At 71.8% G+C, this 14,816-nt stretch carries 10 protein-coding genes; 4 read left to right on the top strand and 6 right to left on the bottom strand.

The annotated features are described in order from the left end of the window. Positions 1 to 67: 67 nt before the first annotated feature. Positions 68 to 1,144 (bottom strand): dipeptide epimerase, encoded by a 1,077-nt coding sequence (locus OV427_RS18490; RefSeq protein WP_267857441.1) that lies wholly within the window; start codon positions 1,142 to 1,144, stop codon positions 68 to 70. Positions 1,145 to 1,435: 291 nt separating this feature from the next. Here OV427_RS18490 and OV427_RS18485 point away from each other — a divergent pair, with 291 nt between their 5' ends. Beyond that, on the top strand, positions 1,436 to 3,460 hold the full coding sequence (locus OV427_RS18485; RefSeq protein WP_267857440.1) for an ATP-binding protein: 2,025 nt from the start codon (positions 1,436 to 1,438) through the stop codon (positions 3,458 to 3,460). Here the strand turns inward: OV427_RS18485 and OV427_RS18480 are convergent, their stop codons facing one another. The 3 genes from OV427_RS18480 to OV427_RS18470 all read right to left on the bottom strand — a co-directional run bounded on the left by OV427_RS18480 (position 3,461) and on the right by OV427_RS18470 (position 6,440). Further along, positions 3,461 to 4,147, bottom strand: coding sequence for a suppressor of fused domain protein (locus OV427_RS18480; protein ID WP_267857439.1), 687 nt, complete (start codon positions 4,145 to 4,147; stop codon positions 3,461 to 3,463). Between the two features lie 128 nt (positions 4,148 to 4,275). Then, the gene (locus OV427_RS18475) at positions 4,276 to 5,475 is read right to left on the bottom strand and encodes a GNAT family N-acetyltransferase (protein WP_267857438.1); all 1,200 of its coding nucleotides are present in this window, start codon (positions 5,473 to 5,475) and stop codon (positions 4,276 to 4,278) included. Positions 5,476 to 5,645: 170 nt separating this feature from the next. Beyond that, positions 5,646 to 6,440, bottom strand: coding sequence for an acyl-CoA desaturase (locus OV427_RS18470; RefSeq protein WP_267857437.1), 795 nt, complete (start codon positions 6,438 to 6,440; stop codon positions 5,646 to 5,648). A 209-nt stretch (positions 6,441 to 6,649) separates the two neighbouring features. Here OV427_RS18470 and bioA point away from each other — a divergent pair, with 209 nt between their 5' ends. Beyond that, complete coding sequence (gene bioA / locus OV427_RS18465) at positions 6,650 to 7,981, top strand: adenosylmethionine--8-amino-7-oxononanoate transaminase (RefSeq protein ID WP_267863441.1); 1,332 nt, start codon at positions 6,650 to 6,652, stop codon at positions 7,979 to 7,981. A 129-nt stretch (positions 7,982 to 8,110) separates the two neighbouring features. On the opposite strand, the gene OV427_RS18460 is transcribed toward bioA, so the two are convergent. Beyond that, positions 8,111 to 9,208: an AI-2E family transporter gene (locus tag OV427_RS18460; RefSeq protein WP_267857436.1), complete on the bottom strand. Its 1,098-nt coding sequence runs from the start codon at positions 9,206 to 9,208 to the stop codon at positions 8,111 to 8,113. 177 nt (positions 9,209 to 9,385) lie between these two features. Here OV427_RS18460 and OV427_RS18455 point away from each other — a divergent pair, with 177 nt between their 5' ends. After that, positions 9,386 to 11,299 carry a S8 family serine peptidase gene (locus OV427_RS18455; protein ID WP_267857435.1) on the top strand — a complete coding sequence of 638 codons (1,914 nt, stop codon included), beginning with the start codon at positions 9,386 to 9,388 and terminating at the stop codon, positions 11,297 to 11,299. Positions 11,300 to 11,385: 86 nt separating this feature from the next. Here OV427_RS18455 and OV427_RS18450 read toward each other — a convergent pair whose 3' ends face one another. Continuing rightward, on the bottom strand, positions 11,386 to 11,919 hold the full coding sequence (locus OV427_RS18450; protein ID WP_267857434.1) for a phage tail protein: 534 nt from the start codon (positions 11,917 to 11,919) through the stop codon (positions 11,386 to 11,388). Between the two features lie 461 nt (positions 11,920 to 12,380). Here OV427_RS18450 and OV427_RS18445 point away from each other — a divergent pair, with 461 nt between their 5' ends. Further along, positions 12,381 to 14,774, top strand: coding sequence for a DUF7151 family protein (locus tag OV427_RS18445; protein ID WP_267857433.1), 2,394 nt, complete (start codon positions 12,381 to 12,383; stop codon positions 14,772 to 14,774). The last annotated feature ends 42 nt before the right edge of the window (positions 14,775 to 14,816 follow it).

Below are 14,816 nucleotides of genomic sequence, written 5' to 3'. Positions count from 1 at the left end.
CCGGCAACACAGCGGCCGGCCGTGCGGGGAGGGTGCTCGCACCGTCCGGGTGCGCCGTCACCCGGACTCAGGCAAGGGTGACACCGTGCCCCGGCGCGTCCGGGTCCAAATCCAGGCGTGCGCCGTCGTAGCGTGCGCCGCCCTGGAACGGGTGGCTCGCGATGAACAGCGGCGTGTCCAGGTCCGCGTAGGTGAAGCCGCCCAGGCCCGCGGCCAGGTGCGCGGAGGCCGTCATGGCCAGCACGCTCTCCACCATGCCGCCGACCATCAATTCCATGCCCGCCGCGCGCGCGAGGCTCCACATCGTCAGGGCCTCCACCACGCCGCACTTCATCGTCTTGATGTTGATGCCGTGCGCGGCCCCCTCGCGGATGAGCCGCAGCACGTCCTTCGCCGAGCGCGCCGACTCGTCCGCGCACACCCTCACCTTCGAGCGCCGCGACACCTCCGCCATGCCCGCGAAGTCCGACGCGGCCACCGGCTGCTCGAACAGCGCCAGCGGCACGTCCGCCCGCTCCAACTCCTTCAGGAAGGCCAGCGCCTCGCCGACGTCATAGCCGCCGTTGGCGTCGGCGAAGAGGCGGGCCCGCGGGGCCACCTCGTGGATGGCCACCATGCGCGCCGCGTCCTCGTCGGGCGCGAGCGCCCCCACCTTCACCTTCAGCGTGGAGATGCCTCGCGCGAGGATGGCCTTCGCGGACTCGCGCGCGTGCGGCACGTCCCCCGCCGTCACCGTCATGTCGATTTCCAGCGCCGTCCCCGCGCCGCCCAGCAGCACGTACAGCGGCACGCGGTGGTGCCGCGCCAGCGCGTCCAGCAGCGCCATCTCCACGCCGGCCCGCGCGGACGGCGCCAACGCCAGCGAGTCTCCCAGCCACTCCGACACCGGCCGCCACGCGCGCACGTCCTTGCCGAGCAGCCCCGCGCGCACCGTCTCCAGCGCGGCCAGCGTACTGCCCTGGGTCTCGCCGCTGACGGCGGTGAAGGGCGCTGCCTCACCCAGACCCACCGTGCCGTCCGCCAGCGTCAGGCGCACCAGCACATTCTCAGCGGCGTGCTGCGCGCCGGTGGCGATGGCGAAGGGCTCCGTGAGAGGCAGGTGCAGCGGCTCGAAGGCGACGGCGGTGATGAGGGTGGGCGTCATGTCGGAGGCCGCACCCTAGTCCGCTCTCCGTGAAGACGGGACACCCAAGAGAAGCCCGTGTGTCCGTCCGGAAGGCCGCCACGTGCCACTCCCACGGTGGGAAGCTGCGTGGCCGGAGCCCACCGTGACGGGTCGTCTACCCTGAATTGATTCGCGGGTTCTCGTGCTGTCACGCGGCAACCATCTCCGGCGTGGCTTGAGAAAGCCCCCGGTTCGTGGCGACATACGCCGGAACCCCTGCTGTTTCTGGACGCTGGCCTCCGGGCGCGCGTAGGTCGGAGTAGGCGGCGCATGGAGGAGACAGACACATCCCCGAGGACCCCGGCTCCGGGCGCGGACGTGCTGCTGTCCGCGCTGGAGGAGGCGGAGCGCTGCCAGCCGGAGGGCTGCATGGTGCTGCGCGCCGTGCGCGACCCTGGCGGCGCCATCACCGACTTCGAGTGGCTGTGGGCCAACCCCGCGGCGGCGCGCGCGCTGGGCCGCTCGCCGGAGATGCTGCGCGGGCGGAGGCTGCGAGAGGTGTCCGCGGACGCCGGGCTGGGCGGCCGGGTGGACGTGCTGCGCGAGGTGGTGGAGACGGGCCGGCCCGCCGCGGACAGCTTCCCGGAGGGCGAGGCGTGGCTGCAGGGCACCGCCGTGCCGCTGCGCGACGGCGTGCTGTTGCGCCTGCGCGACGTCACCAGCGCCGTGCGCGTGGAGGAGGGCGTGCGCGACACGCTGGCCTGGGTGCGCGACGTGCTCGAGGGCACCCCGGACGCCTTCTTCACCGTGGACCCGGACTGGCGCGTCACCTACGTCAACCACCAGGCCGCCGCCATCGCCGGGCGCACGCAGGAGCAGCTCTTCCGCCGCGTGCTGTGGGAGGCGTGCCCGGAGATGCTCGGCACCCGGCTGGAGCGCGAGCTGCGCCGCGTGGCCACCGATGGCGCGGCCACGACTTTCGAGGTGCGCATCTCCCCCGGCCGCTGGCACGAGGTGCACGCCTGGTGCGCCAACGGCAACCTGTCCGTCTTCGGCACCGACATCACCGGCAAGAAGCACCTGGAGGCCGAGCGCGACATGCTGCTGGCCCGCGAGCACTCCGGCCGCCTGGAGGCCGAGGCGCTCGTCCAGCAGCGCACCGAGGAGCTGGTGGCCGCGCGCGAGCAGCTGGTGCGCACGGAGAAGCTGGCCATGGCCGGCCAGCTCGCGGCGGGCGTGGGCCATGAAATCAACAACCCGCTCTCCTACGTCACCGGCAACCTCCAGTTCGCGCTGGAGCAACTGGAGCTGGTTGCGGGCAACCCCGGTGACGGCGAGGCGCTGAGCGAGGCGCTGGACGCCCTGCGCGAGGCCCGCGAGGGCGCGGACCGCATCCGCGTCACCGTGAGGGACCTGCTGACGTTCGCCCGCGCGGACGAGCCGCACCTGTCGCCGGTGGACGTGCACGCGGCGCTGGAGTTCGGCCTGTCCATGGCCATGCCGCACCTGCGCTACCGGGCGCAGGTGGAGCGGCACTTCGCCGTCGTGCCCACCGTCATGGCACATGAGGCGCGGCTGGCGCAGGTGTTCCTCCAGTTGCTCGTCAATGCCGCGCACGCGATTCCGGAGGGGGACGCGGGCCACCACCGCGTCACCCTCACCTCGCGCGCCGAGGGCGCGTGGGTGGTGGTGGAGGTGACGGACACCGGCCACGGCATGGCGCCCGAGGTGCTGGAGCGCGTCTTCGAGCCCTTCTTCACCACGCGCCCGGTGGGCGCCGGCACCGGCCTGGGGCTGTCCACCGCGCTGGGGCTGGTGCGCAGCATGCGCGGGGAGCTGACGGCCACCAGCACGCCTGGCGGAGGCAGCACCTTCCGCGTGCGCCTGCCCACCACGCACGAGGTCGCCCCTCCCGCCGAGCCGGAGGCCACGGAGGGCGACGGCGAGCGCAAGCGGGTGCTGGTGGTGGACGACGAGCCGCAGGTCGCCGCCGTGCTGCGCCGCGTGCTCGGCGGCCAGCACGAGGTGGTGTTGGTGCACAGCGGGCGCGAGGCCCTGGACCTGCTGGCGCACGACGACGCGTTCGACCGCATCTTCTGCGACTTGATGATGGGGGACGTGACGGGGATGGACGTGTACGAGGAGCTGGCCCGCCGCCAGCCGGAAGTGCTGTCGCGCCTCGTCTTCATGACGGGCGGCGGCTTCACCGAGCGCGCCCGCACCTTCCTGCAGATGGTGCCGCTGCCGCGAATCGAGAAGCCCTTCGAGCCAGCCACCCTGCGCGCCCTGGTGGAGGGCGCGCCGCCACACGCCGGGGCACGAGGGCCACCGGCGCGCGCGGCGGAAGGGAAGTGACTACAGCTTCACTTCGTCGCGCTCGGGCCGGGTGATGTAGCCGCTGCCGGCCGCGACGAGCTTCGCCATCAGCTTGTCCATGCCGTTGGAGCGGGCGAAGGCCATCTCGTTCTTCGTGGCGCCCACCAGCGTAATCAGCTGCACCTTGCCGCTGGGCAGCGCGAAGTGGTCCGGGCGGGACGGGTCCCTCACGAAGACGAAGCCGGCCAGCTTCGAGTCACCGCCGTCCAGCGTGCCCTCCACCGGGTAGCGGTGGCCCATGGCGAAGGCGCGCATGCAGACGAGGTTGTAGGCCATCATGTCCAGCAGCCGGAACACCGGCCACTTCGCCTCTTCGGGCGTGTGGATGACCATCTCGTAGCCAATCCCGCTGGGCGCGTCGTCCGGGAACTCCTCCCCGGGCGCCACGGTGAAGGGGTTGGACAGGCCGCTGGTGACATAGGTCCAGTACGGGTAGTCCGCGCTCGGCGGGGCCACGCGCACGCCCATGGGACCCCAGTTCGGGTCCGGCTCCTTCACCTGCGCCAGCTCACTCTCCATCCACGCTTGAATGGCGTCCGTCTGGTCGAGCGTGAAGACGCCTTCGTCGATGGCGCCGAACATCTTGGGGTACTCGACCTCGTCGCGGTCCGCCCAGCAGTCTTCGTACCACTGGATGAAGTCTTCGTCCGTCTCCGGGGCTTTCATAGCGGGGACACTCTACGAGCCCACCCAGGTTTCACAACTTCGTAAAGAGGGCTGACTGCTTCGGGCTGACAATCCGGCCGGCCCCAGGGCTCCCCTCCAGGCCCGGCGCCCGGCGCCCGGAGGGCGGCTCAGGTACCGGTGGCTCCCCCGGCGGCGGGGCTGGCGGCCAGGGGCCAGGGCTTGAGGCCGCAAATCTTCTCCGCCTCGTCTATGGCTGGCGCCAGGCGCTGGTGCTCGCGGTGCAGGAAGCTGCGCACCGCGCCGTCCAGCCGCTTGTCGAAGAGGAGGTGGGCGCTGTGCACGGCGGTGGGCTCGAAGCCGCGGGAGACCTTGTGCTCGCCGCCCGCGCCGGGCTCGAACACCTTGCGGCCCGCGCGGATGCAGTCCTCCACGGAGTGGTAGAGGCACACGTTGAAGTGCAGGAAGGGGTGTTCCTCGAAGGCGCCCCAGTAGCGGCCGTAGAGCCGCTCCCGGGTGGCCAGGTTGAAGGCCCCGGCGATGACCTTCGGGCCCTTCACCGCCTCCACCATCTCCACGGCGTCGGGCAAATCCCTGAAGACGCGGGCGAAGAAGTCCGGGGTGAGCTGAATCTGGCCCCAGGCGTGGCGCTCGCAGGTGGAGGTGTAGAAGCCGTAGGCGCGCTTCGCGTGGGCCTGCGTCAATTCGCCGCCGCGCACGGTGCGCAGGGAGATGCCCTGGGTGGCGGCGGCGCCGCGCTCGCGCTTGAGCTGGTTGCGGCGCTTGGAGTCGAAGCGGGCCAGGTAGTCGTCGTAGCTCCGGTAGCCGGGGTTCTTCCAGTGGAACTGGAGGGTGATGCGGCGGGCGAGCCCCTCGCCCTCGAGGAAGTCCGCCTCTTCACCGGTGGGGTAGAGGATGTGGACGGAGGAGCAGCCGGACTCACGGGCGCTCTCGGTGGCGGCGGTGAGGAGGGCGCGGCGCAGGGCGGGCACGTCCTCGCCGGGGGCGATGAGGAAGCGGGGGACGGTGGCGGGGGAGAGGGGGCCACCGACGACGAGCTTCGGGTAGTACTCGACGCCGAGGCGGGCGGCGGCGTCCGCCCAGCCGAAGTCGTAGATGTACTCGCCCATGCTGTGGAACTTGCGGTACGCGGGCGCGGCGGCGACCAGCTGCTTTCCGCGCCACAGTGTCAGGTGGTGCGGCGCCCAGCCCGTTTCCTCGGTGGCGCTGCCGCTCTCCTCCATGGCCGCGAGCCACGCGTGCCGCACGAAGGGGGGCGCGTCGGGGCCGGCGAGCGCGTCCCAGGCCGCGGCCGGGACGTCTGTCACTGCTTCGAGGATGCGGAGGCGGAGCGGGGTGTCGGCGGGCACGGGGGCTCATTTAACGCGGAGCCCGGGCCCGTGCTGCGGACTGACTGCCCGGTCCGGTGGCGGGCGGACGGCGGGTGGGGCCTCGAGCCCGTCCCCGGGAGGCCCGCGCGTCCGGCCAGCATGCCGGTGGGCGCGAGCCTCGGAGGAGGGGCAGGGCCCCTCCGGAGACGTCAGGCGGCCTGGGCCGACCCGGCCTCGCGAGCGGCCTCGCGGGGCTCCGGCCAGACGGCGCGCTGCGGGGTGGCGATGCGGATGACGCCCAGCTTCGCCAGCACGCGCATCACCTGCCACGTGGGGTCCACCTCGAACCTGCGGGCCGCGAAGTTCGGGCTGCTGCCGTACTTGTGGTGGTTGTTCTGGAACAGCTCACCCATGCACAGCACCTCCACCGGCAGCGTGTTGCGCGACTTGTCGGTGCTGTTGAAGTTCCGGTAGCCGTACTTGTGCCCGCACCAGTTGACGATGGCGCCGTGCACCGGGCCCATCAGGAAGTGGATGGGCAGCAGCAGGAACTGCCAGGGCGACGTGGCGAAGGCCACGTAGAAGGCCGTGTACAGCGCCACCCAGAACAGCGTCGCCCACCACGAGGTGCGCAGCGTGTCGTCCACCAGCGGCCACTCCGGGTAGCCACCCAGGAAGCGGGCCTCGGGCTGACCGCGCCCGGCGCAGTAGTCCTCGTAGCGCTTCTTGGTGTGCAGCATCATCCGCCCCACGTCCTTGAAGAAGTGGGGGGAGTGCGGGTCCTTCTCCGTGTCGGAGAACGCGTGGTGCTCGCGGTGCAGCACGGCGTACGCGCGCGGCGACAGGTACGAGGAGCCCTGCACCAGGTACGTCAGCAGGTGCACCACCCGCTCCGTGCGGGGACCCATGGTGTACATGCGGTGCGCGGCGTAGCGGTGCTGGAAGAAGCTCTGGAAGAAGACACAGAGCAGCCAGTGCGAAATGAAGAAGGCGATGACGACCATGATGTGTGAGGGAACACCCCCCATGTCATGGCAGCGTCATGGCCGGCCCCGAACCGCGTGACAGAGGGCGGGAGAGCGGGCCCTGGCTTCAGGTTTCCATCAGAAGAACGGGGTGCCACCCCTCGTGACGCACGGTGCCGTGGCCGTGTCTTTCGCGGTACGAGGCACTTCCAAGGAGCAGCAAACATCCCATGACCCGGAGCGCACGCGTGGAACGGGCAGACATCGTCAGGTCGGACAAGGGACACGTCTGGCATCCCTACACCGCCATGGAGGCGTACATCGCGGAGACGGACCCGATGGTCGTCGCCCGCTCGGAGGGGCCGTACTTCTGGGACGTGGACGGCCAGCGGTACCTCGACGCCAACGGCTCCTGGTGGGTGTCCACGCTGGGCCACCGTCACCCGAGGCTCGTGCGGGCGCTCACCGAGCAGGCGGGCCGCCTGCCGCACGTCTCGCTGGCCGGCGTCACCCATGAGCCGGCCGCGCTGCTCGCGGCGGAGCTGGCCGCCATCGCCCCGGGCTCGGACCGGGCCTCGCTGCCGGCGGGCGAGCGGCTGTCGCGCGTCTTCTTCTCGGACAACGGCAGCACGGCGGTGGAGGTGGCCATCAAGATGGCGGCTCAGTACTGGGCGCAGAACGGGCGCCCCCGCCGCGCGCGCTTCATCACCCTGTCCGGCGCGTTCCACGGCGAGACGATTGGCGCCACCAGTGTAGGCGGCGTGCCGCTGTTCCGCGAGGTGTTCGGCCCGCTCCTGTTCGACGTGGTGCACGTGCCGTCTCCGGCGGAGGAGGGCGGCTGGGAGCGCGCCTTCGAGCAGGTGCGGGCCGCCCTGCGCGCGCACCCGGACGAGATTGCCGGCGTCATCCTGGAGCCCGTGCTGCAAGGGGCCGCGGGCATGTTGATGTACTCGCCGGACTTCGTGCGCGCGGTGCGAGAGGCCACCCGCGAGGTGGATACCTTCCTCATCGCCGACGAGGTCTTCACCGGCCTGGGCCGTACCGGCGCGCGCTTCGCGGTGGACCTGGCCGGCGTGGTGCCGGACCTGCTGTGCCTGGCGAAGGCGCTCTCCGGCGGGCTGCTGCCGTTCGGCGCGACGCTCGCGTCCGAGCGCGTCTTCTCCGGCTTCCTCGGCGCGCCGCAACGGGCGCTGTACTACGGGCACTCGTACTGCGGGAATCCGCTGGGCGCGGCGGTGGCGCGCGAGGTGCTCGCCGTGTACCGCGACGAGGACGTGCTCGGGCAGGTGGCGCGCAAGGCGCCGCGCATCCGGGCCGCCTTCGAGCGGATGGCCCAGACGATTCCAGGGCTCGTGCGCCCGCGTGCGCTCGGCATGGTGGGCGCGGTGGACCTCGGTGGGGGCGGCTACCTCGCGCGAGGCGGCTGGCGCGTGTACGAGGCGGCCCGGCGACGCGGGCTCTACCTGCGGCCCCTCGGGGACACCGTGTACATCGCCCCCGCGCTCAACCTCCCGGACGCCGCGCTGGACGAGCTGCTCGCCGGAGTGGAGGCGTCACTGCGCGAGGTGGCGGGAGGCTGAGGCGGACGCGTCCAGGGGCATGCTGTTCGGAAATGTCGGGACATTTCGCCGCGCAAACCCCCCGACATTTCCGAACAGGACGGTCTCGGCGCGCTTCCGGGAGGCGCCCCCCTCTGCCTGCTCCTCACCTCACGCCGCGTCCGGAGGGGCCGGACTCGCCGCACTCCGGCGCTCCTTGCGGAAGCTCAGCACCTCGCGGGTGATGATCTGCGCGGCGGCCGCGACGGGCACCGCGACCATCGCGCCCACCACTCCGGCCAGCTCCGCGCAGAAGAGCACCGCCAGCAGGACGATGAGCGGGTTGACGTGCACCGTGCGCCGGAAGACGAGCGGCGCCAGCACGTTCCCCTCCAGCTGCCCGTACAGCACGAAGTACAGCATCACCCCGAGCGCCATCCACATGCCGCCCGTGGCCCACGTCAGCAGGGTGATGAGGCCGCCGGCAATCACCGGCCCCGCGTACGGCACCATGCTGGAGAAGCCGCTCGCGATGCCCAGCGGCAGGAAGTACGGCACGCCCAGCACCGCCAGCACCGTGGTGGTGAGCGTGGCGTTGACGGTGCAGATGAGCGTGAGCCCGGCCAGGTAGCCGCCGGTGGCCCGGTACACGTTGCGCAGCACGCGCACATAGCGCAGCCGGTGCTCCGGTCCCGCCAGGTCCAGCAGGCGCTTCAGCATGCCGCCGCCGAACGCCAGCATGAAGCCCACCAGGAAGAACACGGTGAGCGCTCCGCCCGTCAGGCCCACCACTCCGCCAATCGCCAGCACCACCAGCTCCGGCAGCGTCGTCCCCCCGGCCAGGTGGGACGCGGCGTCCTCCGGCTTGCGCGGCCAGCCCAGGGTGGAGAGCCGGCTGCTCAGCAGCCGGAACAGGCGCGAGTCGCGCAGCTCCGCCCAGAGGTGTGGCCACTGGACCACCAGCGCGTCCACCTGCGCCACCGCGGCGGGCACCACCAGCAGCGCGAGCGCGGCAATCGCCGTCAGCAGCCCCAGCATCACCACCGCAATGGCCAGCATGCGCGGCAGTCCCTTGCGCTCCAGCCAGGACACTCCGTGCTCCAGCGCGAGCGCCAGCAGCATGGCGATGCCCGTGAGGGTGAGCGCCACCGTCGTGCGCATCACCAGCGCGACCAGCGCCACCACGGTCAGCACGGCGAAGCACACGGTGAACGCCGTCTTCAGCGTCACCTGCGAGGACTGCCTTCCCACTTCACGCTCCGCGGTCATCTTCCTCCCGCGTCCAGGGTCGGCATGCACCTGTGGAAAAACCATACCCACCCACGCCGCCACGGACGCGGAGGTGTCCAACAGCAGACGTCCGCGGCGCGGCGATCCAATCCCAACGGCAATGCACAACATCTTCATGCCCGGATGCACCGGGCCTCGTTCGCCGGGGTACTCCACATGAAGCGGTTGAAGTCGCTGGGCTGGGCCGTCACCACCTGTGCCGCACTGGGATGCGGCTCGGGGCAGCCGTCCGAGACAGTGTCTCCGTCGGCCGCACCCGGCTCGGTTCGCGCCGCCGCGAGCCGCACCTCCAAGAAGATTGTCGAGTCCCCGACGGCCGCCGCCCCCAGTGCCTGCGCCGCGCTCTACGCCACCCCGCAGGCCCAGTCCGCGCTGACCCAGGCGGTGGTGGACCCGGGGCTGAAGGCGGACGGCACCACGCGCACGCTCATCCTGTCCTTCAACACCGACGCGGCGCTGGCGCCCGCGGTGACGACGCTGTCCGGCCTCCTGGGGCTGCAGGTCGGCAAGGGGCTGGGGACGCTGAAGGCCCTGCCCATGGTGGTGGTGAAGCTGCCGGTCACGCCGCTGGTGCTGACGCTGCTGCGCACGCAGCTCCAGCCGCTGGGCCTGCTCTCCATCTACGAGGACCGGCCGCTGCAGTACTTCCTGGACCAGAGCGTGGCGTACATCGGCGCGGACACCGCGCGCACCGCCTTCCAGGCCACCGGCGCCGGCATCGGCGTGGGCGTCATCGACTCCGGCATCGACGGCACGCACGGCGACTTCCCGAACATCGCCCGCAACGTGAAGGTGGTGGCCCCGGTGTCGGGCGTGCCGGTGGGCGGCGCGCTCTACGTGGACGTGCCGGACAGTGACTTGACGAGCGGACATGGCACGCACTGCGCCAGCACCATCGCCGGCTCGGGCGCGCGCTCCGGTGGCAAGTACAAGGGCGTGGCGCCGGGGGCGACGCTGCTCGGCGTGGGCGCCGGCGAGGCCATCAGCATCCTCTACAGCGTGGAGGGCTTCGACTTCCTGCTGGACCCGGACGTGCGCGAGACGCACAACGTCCGCGTCATCTCCAACTCGTGGGGCACCACCGGCCGCTTCGCGCCGTTCAACCCCATCTCCATCGCCAGCAAGCGCGCCTATGATTTGGGCGTCGTCGTCGTCTTCGCCGCGGGCAACGAGGGCCCGGACGCGGACACGCTCAACCCGTACAGCGCCTCGCCGTGTGTCATCTCCGTCGCGGCCGGCACCGCCAAGGACACGATGGGGGCCACCAACCCGCTCGTCAGCCAGGATTTGCCCGGTGCGCTGGCGGACTTCTCCAGCCGCGGCGTGCCCGGTGACGCGCTCCACCACCCGGACATCACCCTGCCCGGGGTGAACATCGTCGCGGCGCGCGCCACCACCGGCAACCCGGCCATCGTCCCGCCGTACCTCGGCCTGGACGCGCTGCACCCGGAGCCCTTCTACGCGTCCATCTCCGGCACCTCCATGGCCACCCCGCACCTGGCCGGCGTCATCGCGCTGATGCTGGAGGTCAACCCGGCGATGAACATGGACAGCGTGCTCGCCGCGCTCACCTCCACCGCGAAGCCCATGTTCGCGAAGAACGCGGACGGCACCACGCGCCAGCTCGAAGTGTGGGAGGTGGGCGCCGGCTACGCGGATGCGTACGCCGCGGTGCGCGTCGCCTCCGAGACGGCGGGCACGCGCTACTCCACGCAGACAACCATGCTGCCGGGCTGGACGGGGAGCGTGGACACCAGCATCAACATCCCCGTCGCGGACGTGACGCTGCTGGCCGCCGAGGACAACCACGGCGTCGTCGTGCCCGAAGGCGCGAGCGCGCTGCGCATCACCACCGACTGGGGCAACCCGGCGCTCGATTTGGACATGAACGTCTACGGGCCCAACGGCGAGCTGGTGGGCTCCAGCGCCAACGGCACCTCCACCGGTGAGTCGGTGTCGATTCCGCACCCGGCGGCGGGCACCTGGCGCGTGCAGCTCAAGGGCTTCCTCAACACGCCCACGCAGTACACCGGCACCGCGGCGGTGGACCGGCTCGTGCCGCTGCCGTAGTCGGAGCCGCGTAGAGGGGGAAGCGTCCGGCGCGTCCCGCTCCCGAAGCCTGGGAGCGGGGCGCGCCGTGTCGTTTCAAGACGACTTCAGTTGCGCGACGGGTAGATGCCTTCCAGCGCGATGATGAAGTTCACGCAGAGGAAGGGCGACATGTTGTTGTGGGGCTGGCTGCCGCCGGCGATGCCGATGGAGTTCGGCGCCATGGTGGTGTTGATGTTGTTGGGCGTGGTGTAGGAGTTCACCGGAACGCCCGACTCGATGCGCGTGGCCGTGACGTTGCCCTCGGGGATGGGCTGGTCCGCCGCGGAGTTGCTCGCCGTCAGCGAGTGGGTATGCGCGGGCATCTGGTTCGCAATCAGCGTCACCGTCTCGCTACCGCCCTGCTCGCCCAGCGTGCGCGGCGAGAGGCCCGGGCCCTGGCCGGGCTGCATGGGATACCGGCCCCGCAGGTCCGGCAGGGCGAACGTCGTCTGCCCGTTGCCGCCGTAGGTGGTGCCCAGGATGGAGAAGAGCGCGGTGTTCTGCGCGATGGAGAGCAGCTGCCCCTGGCAGAACGCCCAGCCGCGCGGAGCGAAGTTGCCACCGAACATCATGATCTGACCGATGAATGGCTCGGACACGTACACCTTCCTTGAGTTGAGGAGCTTGAGTTGAGGAGCTTGAGTTGAGGAGCTTGAGTTGAAGAGCGTTTCAGACGCAGCAGAGCACGTCGGCTGCTCGCTGAGCAAAGGACCGGCCACACGCCCGAAGTCGGGATTCCATGAGTCGCGATGCGTCACCCACAGGGGCGTGCGCCGCCCTGCGTGGGTGTCGCGTCAGGTCGGTGCGTCCGGCCGAGACGCAACTGCGTTCCTCGAGGACGACGGGTTGGATTCGCCCCATGTCGCGGCCAACGCGTCGGGTCCAAACGCAACCGCGTTCCAGGGGGACGCGCAGGGGGGGTATGGCCCTGCGGGGTCGACTCGATACACAATCGCCTCCTCATTGCTGAAGCACGCGCGCGGCTACCCCTGACCGCGATCTGGCGTGGGGCTTGCTCTGGCCCCCGGCACTGAGTCCCACGACAAGGAGATGCTTAAAGATGGCTCACGTGAATTGGCGGCGCCCTACCCATTGGACGTTCTTGAAGGCACTCCCGCTGGCGGCGCTGCTGGTGCTGTCGGGGTGCGACGAAAGCAAGGAGGGCCCACAGGGTCCACAGGGTCCACAGGGGCCCGCAGGTGCGCGCGGCCCCCAGGGTGAGCAGGGTCCCGCTGGCTCGGACGGTGCGGACGGTGCGGCCGGTGCGGCCGGCGCCGCGGGCGAGAAGGGCGATAAGGGAGATATCGGTCCCACCGGTCCCCAGGGCCCCGCGGGCGGTCCGCGCGGTGACACCGGCCTGAGCGCACTGGTGCGCACCAGCGCGGAGGCCGCGGGCGCCAACTGCGCCACCGGCGGCGTGCTGTTCGAGGCGGGCATCGACACCGACGGCGACGGCGAGCTGGACAACGACGAGGTGGACGCGGACCTGACGCGCCACCTGTGCAACGGCGTGCAGGGCGACCGCGGCGACGTCGGTCCGGAAGGTCCCACGGGCCCGCAGGGCCTGCGCGGCGACCAGGGCATCCAGGGCCCGCAGGGCAACATCGGTCCCCAGGGCGCCAAGGGTGACACGGGCGACACCGGCGCCACCGGTCCGCAGGGCGCCACCGGTCCCCAGGGCATCCAGGGTCTGAAGGGCGACAAGGGCGACAAGGGCGACACGGGCAACACCGGCGCCACCGGTCCCCAGGGCGCCACCGGTCCCCAGGGCGCCAAGGGTGACACGGGCAACACCGGTCCCCAGGGCCCGCAGGGCCCCCAGGGCAACCAGGGCAACGTCGGCCTGAGCGCGCTGGTGAAAACCACCACGGAGCCCGCGGGCGCCAACTGCGCCACTTCCGGCGTGAAGCTGGAGACGGGCGTCGACACCAACCGCAACGACACGCTGGACGCGGGCGAAGTCAACGCCGCGCTGACGCGCTACGTGTGCAACGGGCCCCAGGGTCCGCAGGGCATCCAGGGAGCGACGGGCGCGACGGGTGCGCAGGGCGCCCAGGGTCCGCAGGGTGCCCAGGGCGTGAAGGGTGACACGGGCGACACGGGCCCCACGGGCGCCACCGGCCCGCAGGGCGCGACGGGTCCGCAGGGTGCCCAGGGTCCGCAGGGCATCCAGGGAGCGACGGGCGCCACCGGTCCCCAGGGCCTCCAGGGTCCGCAGGGCCCGCAGGGCGCGGCCGGCCTCCACTCGGTGGCGGCGACCGCCGCCGAGCCCGCGGGTGCCAACTGCGCCACCGGCGGCGCGCGGCTCCAGTTCGGCTCGGACGCCAACAACAATGGCACGCTGGACGCGGGCGAAATCAACGCCGCGCTGACGCGCTACGTGTGCAACGGCGCCCAGGGTCCCCAGGGCATCCAGGGTCCGGCGGGTGCGACGGGCGCCCAGGGCGCGACGGGCGCGACGGGCGCGACGGGCGCCACGGGTGCGACGGGCGCGACGGGTCCGCAGGGCCCCGCGGGTTCGACCGGCGTCTACGGTGACGGCTCGGGCGGCTCGTTCAACGTCGCGTTCGGCAACACCCTGGACCTGACCACCGTGTCGGGCTTCAACTCCCTGGCCGGCAGGCACCACCTGCAGTTCACCGACATCACCATCAGCGGCACCCTCATCGTCCCCAGCGGCACGGTGCTGCGCGCCACCGGCAGCGTCTCGGTGACGGGCACGGGCACCATCATCGTGGCGGCGGGCACGCAGGACTCCGGCAACGGCGCGCCGAACCCTGGCGTGTCCCTGGCCCCCGCGGGGCAGATCCACGGCGGCATCGGCATGGGCGTGCTCCAGGCGTCCCACGTGCGGCGTCCGGGACCGCTGGCGGGCGGCGCGGGTGACCGCAATATCTCGCTGGGCGCCGTCACGGGCGGCGAGGGTGGTGGCTCGCTGGTCATCGTGGCGCGCGGCAACGTGAGCGTCGCGGCGGGTGGCGCCATCAACGCCAACGGCGCCAGCGGCATCAACCCGGGTGGCGCCACGGACATCCCGGGCCCCGGTGGCGGCGGTGGCGGCATCATCGTCGTCGGCTCTCAGGGCAACATCACCGTGACCGGCTTCCTGCGGGCGGTGGGTGGCACTGGAGGCCCGGGGGTGAATGGCAACGGTGGTGCGGCGGGTGCCGGCGGCGGCGGTGGTGGTGGTGGTGGCATCATCCACCTCATCGCGGCGGGCACCATCAACGCGCCCGGCTCCCAGCTCCTCGTGAGCGGTGGCGCCGCCGGTACGGACGCCTCCTCCTCGAGCACCAACCAGCCCGGCAGCGGCGGCGGTGCCACCGCGGGCAACGGCGGCAACGGCGGCAACGGCAACCCCGTCGCGGGCCAGGCGTTCGTCGCGGCCACGGCCGGTACCGCGGGCTACACCATCAGCACGGTGATTCCGGCTCCGGAGAACCTCTTCCTCTAGTTCCCCCCGAGTCGTCCCCCGACGGCACACGGCGGCCCGCGA

Origin of the sequence: Pyxidicoccus sp. MSG2 (genome assembly GCF_026626705.1) — a bacterium.
In the GTDB taxonomy this organism is placed as follows: Bacteria; Myxococcota; Myxococcia; order Myxococcales; family Myxococcaceae; genus Myxococcus.
The sequence above is the reverse complement of the archived record's forward strand: the minus strand, read 5'-3'. Positions and strand labels throughout refer to the sequence as shown.